Below are 12,277 nucleotides of genomic sequence, written 5' to 3' on the forward strand. Positions count from 1 at the left end.
ATCGGTGGGTAAATTTATACTTATTCAGAAAAGGCTATTGATTTTTCAGATTTCCCTTTGTAAAATGAAATCATCCGCGGCACCATGTCGTGTTGTTTATAAGAATTACCGCTTTCGGTACATCCTGAAGGCAGTTCAATGAAAACTTGAGGGAGGATTTTATGAAACACATCCGCAAGGTCCTTGTGGCCAACAGAGGCGAAATCGCCATCCGTATTTTCCGGGCCTGTAACGAAATGGGCATCCGCACCGTTGCCATTTATTCCAAGGAAGATATTCTTTCCCTTCACCGCAATAAGGCGGATGAAGCATACCTGGTAGGTGCCGGGGATAAGCCGGTTGATGCTTATCTGGATATCGAAGACATCATCCGCATCTGCAAGGAACATAATGTAGATGCCATCCATCCGGGTTACGGGTTCCTCGCTGAAAACGCAAAGCTTGCAAAGCGCTGCGAAGAAGAAGGTATCACATTCATCGGACCGAAAGTGGAACATCTTATCATGTTCGGCGATAAGGTGAATTCCCGTATCGCTGCTTCCAAAGCCGGTATCCCCATGATTCCGGGTACCAACGGCGCAGTAAAGAATTTCGAAGAAGTGAAGGAATTTGCCGAAAAGAACGGATTCCCGATCATGATTAAGGCTGTCAATGGCGGCGGCGGACGCGGCATCAGAAACGTGGACCGCATGGAAGATCTCCGTGATGCCTATGACCGCGCAAAGTCTGAAGCCAAGATGGCTTTTGGTGATGAAGAACTGTATGTAGAAAAGTGCATCATGAATCCAAAGCACATCGAAGTGCAGATTATGGGGGATGAACATGGCAATGTGGTTCATCTTTTTGAACGTGACTGCTCCATTCAGCGCCGCCACCAGAAGGTCATCGAAATGGCTCCGGCCTGGTCTCTGCCGGCAGAACTTCGCCAGCGCATCTGCAATGCGGCTGTCAAGCTGATGAAGCATGTTCATTATGTGAATGCAGGTACTGTCGAATTCCTGGTAGACCAGAATGAAAAGGATTTCTATTTCATCGAAGTCAACCCCCGCGTCCAGGTAGAACACACCGTTACCGAAATGATTACGGACGTTGATATCGTCAAGAGCCAGATCCTTATCGCTGAAGGGTACGCTATCGATGGGCCGAAAATCGCCATCGGGCAGCAGAATGAAATCTGGTACAAAGGCGTGGCTATCCAGTGCCGTATCACCACCGAAGATCCGCAGAATAACTTCATGCCGGATACCGGCAAGATTATCGCTTACCGCAGCGGCGGCGGCCCGGGTATCCGTCTCGATGCAGGCACCGCTTATACGGGCGCAGTTATCACCCCATACTATGACTCCCTCCTCGTCAAAGTCACTGCCCATGCGCTTCATCCGAAGGATACCATCCACAAGATGCTCCGCTGCCTTGATGAATTCCGCATTTCCGGCGTAAAGACAAATATTTATTTCCTCCAGAATATGCTTCGCACCCGTGACTTCCAGGAAGGCAAGTGCGACGTCAACTACATCGACAGGAACCCGTGGCTCCTGCAGGAACCGGACCTCATTTCTGACCGCGGTACCCGTCTTCTGTCCTACATTGCTGATATCACTGTCAACGGTTACGCAGGTACCGGTCATCAGGATAAACCGGATTTTGTTCCTCTCCCGGCTCTCGACGCTTCTAAAGAAGAAGCTCCCCGGGGTACCAAACAGCTCCTTGATGAACTGGGACCGGAAAAATTCGCAAAATGGGTAATGGATCAGAAAGAGCTCATGTTCATGGATACCACCTACCGTGATGCTCATCAGTCCCTTTTGGCTACCCGTGTCAGGACTCACGATATCATGAACGCCATTCACTATACCGCCGTTCATGTGCCGCAGCTTTTCTCCTTCGAAAACTGGGGCGGCGCGACTTTCGACGTGGCATACCGTTTCCTTGATGAATCTCCATGGAACCGCCTGCGCCAGATGAGGGAAGCGGCTCCGAATATCCTCTTCCAGATGCTTACCCGCGGCGCCAATACCGTCGGTTACACCAACTATGCAGAAAATGTAGTCCGTCACTTCATCGACCAGGCAGCGGATAACGGCATTGACGTATTTAGAATCTTTGACTGCCTGAACCAGCTTTCTCACATGATCGTATCCATTGATGAAGTCCGCAAGAAGGGCAAAATCGCCGAGGCCTGCTTCTGCTATACCGGTGATATCATGGATCCGAAGCGCCAGAAATATTCTCTGAAATATTACACTGACCTGGCAAAAGAAATGAAAAACGCCGGCGCCAACATCATTGCCATCAAGGATATGGCAGGCCTTCTGAAACCGGAAGCGGCCTATGTCCTTGTATCCGCTCTGAAGGATGCGGTGGATCTGCCGGTTCACCTTCACAGCCATGAAGGCGGCGGCTGCACCCTTTATACCTATGCAAAGGCAGCCGAAGCAGGTGTGGATATCGTGGACGTGGCAACTTCTGCTTTCTCCAACGGCACGAGCCAGCCGTCCATGACTGCCATGTACTATGCACTCCAGAATAATCCGCGCCAGCCGAAACTTGATATTGAGGCTCTCGAAACGATCGATCGTTATTGGCAGGGCGTTCGTCCGTACTATGCGGGCGTTGACTCCAAGATGGCTTCCCCGAATACCACCCTGTATCAGCATGAAATGCCCGGCGGCCAGTATTCGAACCTCCGCCAGCAGGCAACCGCTGTAGGTCTTGGCGATCAGTGGCCGGAAGTATGCCATATGTATTCCAGAGTCAACATGCTCTTTGGCGATATGATCAAGGTTACTCCTTCCTCCAAAGTGGTGGGTGATATGACGCTCTTTATGGTGCAGAACCATCTGACGGAAGAAGATATTTATGAAAAGGGCGATACCCTGGATTTCCCGCAGTCTGTGGTTGAATTCTTCGATGGCAAGCTCGGCATCCCCTATGGCGGCTTCCCGGAAAAGCTGCAGCAGATCATTCTTCGCGGCAAGAAACCTCATCTTGAAAGCAAACCGGCCAATGTAGATTTTGAACAGGTCAAGATGGAAATGAAGGAAAAACACCTTCCCACCAGGGAAGAAGACGTTTCCTCCTATTGCATCTATCCGAAAGTGTTCAGCGACTATGTAGAACGTTACCACAAGTATGGCGATCTTTCCATCCTCGATACCCCGACTTACTTCTTCGGCATGAAACCGGGTGAAGAAATCCGGGTCAACGTGGAACCGGGCAAGATGCTTCTTGTCAGACTGGACAATATCACCAAGCCGGACGGCGATGGAAATAGAGAAATCCAGTTCGAACTGAATGGTATGCCCCGTGAGCTGAAAATTCATGACAAGCATGTAGCTGAATCTGCTACCACTTCCAGAAAAGCGGACAAGGATGTACCGGGGGAAGTCGGCGCAACCCTTTCCGGATCCGTAGTGAAACTCCTGGCAGACAAGGGCGCTTCCGTGAAGAAGGGCCAGCCGGTCATCGTTACCGAAGCCATGAAGATGGAAACCACCATCACCGCACCGATTGACGGTATTATTTCTGAAATTCATGTCAAGGCGGGCCAGAGAATCGAATCCGGCGATCTGCTGATGGTTATTGAATAAATGACCAGTAGTATGTAATAAAAAAGGATATCCCCGCACGGATATCCTTTTTTATTATATTTCTTCTATCACTTACAATGAATCTTTTTTTGATTTCACTTTACAAAATTACCGATTGGGCATAAAGGACTTCATCTTCTCTTGCAATTTGAAACGAACCATGCTACAATACGCTGGAACAAAGCGTATGAAAAAATCAATAGATTTTTTGACGCAAAAATATTTCTATAGCTCAAATAAAATATTTTATAAAAGAAAATATTGTTATACAGATATTCAATATTTCTTTATGTTAAACAAGAAGAAACAATTGCAATTATTTTATACTTGTAGTAAAATTTTATTTTGCAACGTTCCTTCTTTTATTTATTTATATAATAGGCTGAAAGAAAGATGCAGGTCCCTGCAGCTTTCGGAAAGTCATTTTTTTACGAAAGGGTGAGGCGAGGAATGCCCAAAAGCAAAATGTTCAGACCTGTGCAGATTGGTAAGAAGAAAAGATACACCTATGCCAGATCACAGGAAGTTCTGAAAATGCCGCATTTGCTCGACCTGCAGACCAAATCCTACGAATGGTTCTGCCAGGAAGGGTTGAAGGATGTATTTGCGGATATTTCGCCAATTGAAGATGGTGCACATAAGTGGGCACTTTACTTTGGCAATTATGAGTTCCGCGAAGGCAAATACAGCATCGAAAGATGCAAAGAGAAGGATATGACTTATTCTGCGCCTCTCTATGTCAATGTCTGCCTCCAGAACAAGGAAACCGGTGAACTAAAGGAACAGGATCTCTTCATGGGAGACTTCCCGATTATGACCGATACCGGTACGTTCGTTATCAATGGTGCAGAACGTGTCATCGTATCCCAGCTGGTCCGTTCTCCCGGCGTGTACTACAAAAAAGAAAGAGATGCCTTTGATAAGGAAATCTACAGTGCCCAGCTGATTCCGAACCGCGGCGCCTGGATCGAACTGGAGTCTGATCCGTCCGGCTCCATTTCCGTCCGCATCGATCGTAACCGCAAGATGCCGGTTACCGTGCTTGTCCGCGCGCTCGGATATTCCTCCAATGATGAAATTCTGGAACTTTTTAACCACGATATCCACATCATTGAAACTCTGAAGAAGGATAATACTACTGACCGCAAGACCGCGCTTATTGAAATTTACCATAAGCTGCGCCCGGGCGAACCGGCTACCGAAGAAAGCGGTACTACACTCCTGAATAATTTCTTCTATGATCCCCGCCGTTACGATCTGGCAAAGGTAGGCCGCTACAAGCTGAACAAGAAGCTGGCCTGGAAGAACCGCCTCCGCGGCCACAAGACTGAAGGACCCATTGTTAATCAGGAAACCGGTGAAGTTGTCATCGAGGGTAATGCCACCATCGATGATGAAGCCATTGCAAAGATTGAGGAAAGCGGCGTATTCTCTTCCTTCGACCAGGTGGAAGTGATGACCCAGAAAGATGACAGTACCCCGGTCAAAGTCATCTGTTCTTCCGGCAATCGTGAAGATAATTACAGAATTCTTGAACGGTGCGACATCATTGCCTGCATCGATTACCTGCTGAACATGATGCAGGGCTACGGCAAGAGCGACGACATCGATCATCTCGGCAACCGCCGTGTCCGCTGCGTGGGAGAACTGCTCCAGAACCAGTTCCGTATCGGCCTGACCCGTATGGAACGTGTCGTTCGTGAAAGAATGACCACCCAGGACCAGGACAAGATGACCCCGCAGGCCCTCGTTAATATCCGCCCCGTAGTGGCAGCCATCAAGGAATTCTTTGGTTCCTCCCAGCTGTCACAGTTCATGGACCAGACGAATCCGCTGGCTGAACTGACCCATAAGCGCCGTCTTTCCGCTCTCGGCCCCGGCGGCCTTTCCCGTGAACGCGCAGGGTTTGAAGTTCGCGACGTTCATTACTCCCATTACGGCCGTATGTGTCCGGTAGAAACCCCTGAAGGTCCGAACATCGGCCTGATTTCCTCCCTGTCCAACTACGGTATCATCAACAAGTACGGCCTGATTGAAACTCCGTACCGCCTGATCAATAAAGACACCCATGCAGTTAGTGATGAATGCAAGTACGTAACCGCTGATATTGAAGAAGATAAAATCATTGCGCAGGCCTCTGAACCGCTGGATGAAGACGGACATTTCGTACATAAGAATGTAGCGAGCCGTAGAGGTCCGGATGTACTGGAAGCAGAACCGGAAGAAGTAGACCTCATGGACGTATCTCCAAAACAGGTCGTTTCCATCGGTACATCCCTTATCCCGTTCCTCGAACACGATGACACAAACCGTGCCCTCATGGGTGCGAATATGCAGCGCCAGGCGGTGCCGCTGCTCCGCCCGGAAGCACCGCTTGTCGGAACCGGTATGGAATGGGTAGCCGGACAGGACTCCGGAGTCTGCATCCTTGCCAAACGCGGTGGTATTGTTGAACACGTCACAGGAAATAAGATTCTTGTCCGCGCAGATAATGGTGAACTGGATACTTATGAACTGATTAAATTCAAGCGCTCCAACCAGTCGACCTGTATTAACCAGCGTCCATGCGTATCCAACGGTGAACGTGTCGAAGCAGGAGCTACTCTGGCTGATGGCATGGCTACCGACCAGGGAGAACTGGCCCTCGGCCATAATGTGCTCGTTGCCTTTGTATCCTGGGAAGGGTACAACCACGAAGATGCTGTTCTGATTTCTGAACGTCTCTGCAAGGATGACCTTTATACCTCCATCCACATTGAAGAACATCAATGCGATGCCCGCGATACAAAACTGGGTGAAGAATCCATTACCCGTGAACTTCCATCCGTTTCTGAAGATGCAGTGAAATACCTGGATGAAGACGGAGTCATCATGGTAGGTGCCGATGTCAGACCGGGAGATATCCTTGTCGGCAAAGTCACCCCGAAAGGTGAAACCGAGCTCACTCCTGAAGAAAGACTTCTGCGCGCTATCTTTGGTGATAAGGAAAGAGAAGTCCGCGATACCTCCCTGCGTGTTCCTCATGGCGAATTTGGCAAAGTCATTGAAGTCAAGAGATTCACCCGCGGAGATCCGAATGGAAACGAACTTCCTCCGGGCGTCAACCAGCAGATCGTCGTATACATCGCACAGAAACGAAAGATTCGTGAAGGCGATAAAATGGCCGGTCGTCACGGAAACAAGTGCGTATGCTCCAGAATCCTTCCTGTAGAAGATATGCCGTTTACTCCCGATGGACGTCCGGTAGACCTCGTACTCAATCCTCTGGGCGTACCATCCCGAATGAATATCGGCCAGATCCTGGAAATTCATCTCTCCTGGGCCTGCCACATGCTGGGTGAAGAAATTCACGAAGCCATGAAAGACCAGGATAAATATGAAGAAATGAAGCAGCGCCTCATCGACTGCGGCTATGATTTCGATAAATACGGCATGCCTGAACCGACCGAATCGGGCATCCACATCGCGACCCCGGTATTCGATGGCTGCCGCGATGAAGACCTGGCAGCTACACTTAAGGCAGCAGGCCTCCCGGCAAACGCAAAGACCGACCTTTATGACGGACGTACCGGTGAAAAACTGGACAATCAGGTCACTATCGGCTGGAAATACATGCTGAAACTCCATCACCTTGTCGATGATAAGATTCATGCCCGTTCTACCGGTCCATACTCCCTCGTTACCCAGCAGCCTCTGGGCGGCAAGGCACAGTTCGGCGGCCAGCGCTTCGGTGAAATGGAAGTCTGGGCACTGGAAGCATACGGCGCGGCTTACACCCTGCAGGAAATCCTGACCGTGAAGTCCGATGATGTCATTGGTCGTGTAAAGGCATATGAAAAGATCGTCAAGGGCGAAAATATTCCGAGCCCGGGCGTTCCGGAATCTTTCAAAGTACTGATGAAGGAACTCCAGTCCATTGGCCTCGATGTCCGTATCCTCAACGAAAATGGCGACGAAGTCGTCCTGAAAGAACTGGATGAAAGCGACCTTGAACAGGGCTATGGCGGTGGCGGAGAACGCTGGCGCAGAGAAGACGTCAAAGAAGCTATGGAAGGCGAATCTGCTGTGACCGAATCCAGAAACGCTATGGAAAGCTCCATGAACGGCGGCGAAGAAGCAGGCAGTGATGATGTCGCTTCCTTCAATGATACACTGGAAGCAGAAGTCAACGCTCCCATGGATGAAGAAGCCGGCTTTGGTGAAGAAGACATGAATATGGAAATGAGCCGTACTGACGGCCAGGACGAATAACCGGAAAGGAGACTACTCAATTGTTAGATGTAAACGAATTTGATTCCATGAAAATCGGCATCGCCTCTCCGGAAAAGATCCTTGAATGGTCTCATGGTGAAGTAACGAAGCCGGAAACAATCAATTACAGGACCCTGAAGGCAGAAACTGACGGGCTCTTCTGTGAAAAGATTTTTGGACCGACCAAAGACTGGGAATGCAAATGCGGCAAATACAAGAAGATGCGTTACAGAGGCACCGTCTGCGACAAGTGCGGTGTCGAAGTCACCTCTTCCAAAGTACGTCGTGAGAGGATGGGTCACATTCAGCTTGCCTGCCCGGTATCTCATATCTGGTACTTCAAAGGTACCCCGTCCCGGATTGGTCTGATCCTTGAAATTTCCCCCAGACAGCTTGAAAGAGTCCTCTATTTCGCAGCCTATATCGTTATCGATCCGGGTGAAACGAACCTTCTGAAAAAGCAGGTCCTCAATGAACAGGAATACCAGGAAGCCCTTGCCACCTATGGCAAAGGTTCCTTCAAGGCACAGATGGGTGCAGAAGCCATCCAGAAGCTCCTGAAAGAACTTGATCTGAAAGAACTCGAAGCTGCTTTGAAGAAAGAAATTGAAGAAGGCAGCGGCCAGCGCAGAGTGAAATGCATTCGCCGTCTTGAAGAAGTCGAAGCTTTCCTTCATTCCGGAAACAAACCGGAATGGATGATCCTTACCGTCCTTCCGGTCATTCCACCGGAACTGCGTCCTATGGTCCAGCTCGATGGCGGCCGTTTCGCTACCTCCGATCTGAATGACCTTTATCGCCGTGTCATCAACAGAAACAACCGTCTGAAGAGACTGATGGAACTGGGTGCACCGGAAATCATCATCAGAAATGAAAAGCGTATGCTCCAGGAAGCCGTCGATGCCCTCATCGACAACGGCCGCAGGGGACGCGCCGTATCCGGCCCGGGAAACAGACCGCTGAAATCCCTCTCCGATATGCTGAAGGGCAAACAGGGCCGTTTCCGTCAGAACCTTCTCGGCAAACGCGTTGACTATTCCGGCCGTTCCGTAATCGTTGTCGGTCCGGAACTGAAAATGTACCAGTGCGGCCTGCCGAAGGCTATGGCTATCGAACTCTTCAAACCTTTCATCATGCATGAACTGATTAAGAGAGGCGTAGCCAATAACCTGAAAGCTGCCAGAAAGAAAGTCGATAAACTGGCGCCTGAAGTCTGGGATGTCCTGGGCGATGTCATTAAGGAACACCCGGTACTCCTGAACCGCGCACCGACCCTTCACAGACTGGGCATTCAGGCCTTCGAACCGATTCTTTGGGAAGGCCGTGCCATCAAGCTGCATCCGCTCGTATGCCCCGGCTACAATGCGGACTTCGATGGTGACCAGATGGCCTGCCATCTGCCGCTGTCCGTGGAAGCGCAGGCGGAAGCAAGAACCCTCATGCTTTCCATCAATAACATCCTTTCTACCAAGGATGGCAAACCTGTCGCTATTCCTTCTCAGGATATGATCCTCGGTTCCTACTACCTTACCATTGTAGAAACCGCCAATGATAAAAAGGTCGAATTTACAGAAGAGGAAAAGAAAGCTAATCCTCATGCAAAATTCGATCCCATGAAAGAATGGAAAAAGGCAGAAGACGAAATGGATACTTCCCGTCTCCATGCCTACATCGGTTATGACGAAGTCATGCTGGCTTATGCACTCCATGAAATCCGCATCCATGATTTCATTAAAGTGCGCATTCCGAAAGAAGATCGTCCGGATGGTTTCAATGATGATGACAAAGATCTCGTCATTACCACTCCGGGCCGCCTGATTTTCAACTATGCCATCCCAAGAGAACTCCGCTTCTTCTATAAGCGTCATGAAAAGAGAACAGATGAAAACGGAAACAATTATGAAGTCGTGAATAACGGCCTCGGTGTTACAATCGGCAAGAAGCAGATGGGCAAGCTCGTCAACGACTGCTTCAAGAAACTGGGATTCAAAGCAACCGGCGACCTTCTGGACTCCGTCAAGGCACTTGGCTTCCATTATGCTCTCGTTTCCGGTATTTCCATCGGCATTTACGATGTCGCTGTACCTCCGGAAAAGAATGCCATTCTGGCAGATGGGGACAAACAGGTCGAAGCCATTAAAAAGTCTTACCGCCGCGGCTTCATGACCAACGATGAAAGATACAAGCAGGTCGTTTCCGTCTGGTCTAGAAAGACCGATGAAGTCGGTGCGAAGATGAAGAGCTCCATGGTGAAGTTCAACCCGCTGACCATGATGGCCCAATCCGGTGCCCGTGGTAACGATAACCAGATCCGTCAGCTGGCAGGCATGCGCGGCCTGATTGCCGATACCTCAGGTAAGACAGTAGAACTGCCGGTTAAGGCAAACTTCCGTGAAGGCCTGACAGTCCTTGATTACTTCACCTCCTCCCACGGCGCCCGTAAAGGTCTGGCAGATACGGCACTCCGTACCGCAGACTCCGGCTATCTGACCCGTCGTCTGGTCGATGTATCCCAGGATGTCATCGTTCGCGAAGAAGACTGTGATGTACAGGTTTTGAACTTCGACAGGGAACAGAGCATTATTGCTTCCCAGCCGGAAGTCAAGAATACTATTTTCCGCCTGAAACCGAAACTCCTCGGTGCAGTACTCGATGAAGATGTGATTGACCGGAGAAACGGCAATATCCTTCTCGTCAAGGGCAAGACACTGGATGCCGATGATGTGACCCTTCTCAACCATCATCTTGTGGAATCCATCACTGTCGTTATCCCGTCTGCCGAGGAGGGGGATGAAGCGGAAAAACCGCAAACCTTTGATCTCGGTACAGCTGACGCAGTCAAAGAATACAACCGTGCTATGCGCCATCACCTTACTGTCCATTTCGCAGGCAAGAAGCTGGAAGACGATGCTCTTGACCGTGAAGGCCGTGTAGTCCTTCCTGCTGGTACTGTAATCGATGCAGAAGCTGCTGAAAAAATCCTTTCCTCTGACATTCCGGTCATCCGTGTCCGTATGGATCAGATGGAAGGCGTAGAAGTCACCAAGATTGATGATAATGGACAGCCTATCGAATCTCTGGCAGACCGCATTGCAGGCCGCTGCCCGCTGGAAGATGTGGTCAATCCGGATACTGGCGAAGTGATTGCTAAGAAGAATGAAGAAATCACTGACGACCAGGCAGAAGAAATCCAGAAATATTATGATAAGCTTACCGTTCGCTCCATCCTGACCTGCCACTCCGCTCATGGCGTCTGCGCCAAGTGCTATGGCAGAAACCTGGCAACCGGCCGTCACGTGGAAATCGGTGAAGCGGTGGGAATCATCGCTGCCCAGTCCATCGGTGAACCTGGTACCCAGCTGACCATGCGTACCTTCCATACCGGCGGCGTAGCATCGGCAGAAGATATTACCCAGGGTCTTCCACGTGTCGAAGAATTGTTCGAAGCACGTAAACCGAAGGGCAATGCCATTATTTCCAGAATTGCCGGCACTGTTTCCATCACCAACGCGGAAGATAACCCGAACGTCAAGGTCATCACTATTACCAATGATGAAGAAACAGAGAGCGAAAAGATTCCGGTAGCCAAGAAGATTTCCGTCACTGAAGGTCAGCACATCGAATCAGGCACCCGCCTCTTTGAAGGTAATATCAATCCTCATGATATCCTGGCAGTCCTCGGCGTACAGGCCACCCAGAACTATATCGTTAAAGAAGTCCAGAAGGTTTATCGCAGCCAGGGCGTTGAAATCAATGATAAACACATTGAAATCATCGTTCACCAGATGCTCCGCAAGATCAAAATCATTGAACCGGGCGATTCCGGCTGGCTTCCGGGCGAGACCGTGGATATCGTGGCATATCGCGCTACCAATGGACGTCTTGAAGACGAAGGCAGGAAGAAAGCTGTCGGTGAAAATCTGCTTCTCGGTACTACCAAGGCAGCTCTCGCTACAGATTCCTTCCTCTCTGCCGCATCCTTCCAGGAAACCACCCGCGTACTTACTGAAGCCGCTATTAAAGGCAAGGAAGATCCGCTGCTGGGCCTGAAAGAAAACGTTATTATCGGCAAACTCATTCCTGCCGGTACCGGCATGAGCCGTTACCGCAAGCTCAATGTGGTTCACAACGATGAACCCGCTGCAGCATCTGCAGAAAGTGCGGAATGATTCAGTCGTAAATAAAAAACATCGGACAATTTGTCCGATGTTTTTTTGTCTTTTTTCAAATACAGGGGAGAAAAGGAATGGAAAAGGGATGGTATGGCCCGGATCAAAGGCCGGTTTTATGGAACCGGACCGATATGTTGTCATATGAAGCACAATCCTGCAGAACGATGCTGCGGCGGCATGACGTCGGAAGCCATGAATGCAGCCGGCCCGCTCCGCGGTGGAGAATACGGATTCCATATTTCCGTCCGGTGTAAATCCTACTTG

Annotated in this window: 3 protein-coding genes; all 3 read left to right on the top strand. The window is 49.9% G+C overall.

The window, feature by feature from the left end; translation table 11 throughout:
• Positions 1-161: 161 nt before the first annotated feature.
• The 3 genes from QZN42_RS02995 to rpoC all read left to right on the top strand — a co-directional run bounded on the left by QZN42_RS02995 (position 162) and on the right by rpoC (position 12,010).
• Positions 162-3,590, top strand: coding sequence for a pyruvate carboxylase (locus QZN42_RS02995; protein WP_296954245.1), 3,429 nt, complete (start codon positions 162-164; stop codon positions 3,588-3,590).
• A 450-nt stretch (positions 3,591-4,040) separates the two neighbouring features.
• Entirely contained in the window at positions 4,041-7,841 is a 3,801-nt protein-coding gene (gene rpoB, locus QZN42_RS03000; RefSeq protein WP_296954246.1) for a DNA-directed RNA polymerase subunit beta, read from the top strand.
• A 20-nt stretch (positions 7,842-7,861) separates the two neighbouring features.
• Complete coding sequence (rpoC, locus tag QZN42_RS03005; protein WP_296954247.1) at positions 7,862-12,010, top strand: DNA-directed RNA polymerase subunit beta'; 4,149 nt, start codon at positions 7,862-7,864, stop codon at positions 12,008-12,010.
• Positions 12,011-12,277: the final 267 nt, after the last annotated feature.

Source organism: uncultured Dialister sp., assembly GCA_900314595.1.
Classification (GTDB): Bacteria; Bacillota; Negativicutes; order Veillonellales; family Dialisteraceae; genus Dialister.

Excerpts from the sequence above, each read along its gene's own strand:
- QZN42_RS02995 (WP_296954245.1), top strand. The coding sequence starts at position 162 with ATGAAACACATCCGCAAGGTCCTTGTGGCCAACAGAGGCGAAATCGCC.
- rpoB (WP_296954246.1), top strand. The coding sequence starts at position 4,041 with ATGCCCAAAAGCAAAATGTTCAGACCTGTGCAGATTGGTAAGAAGAAA.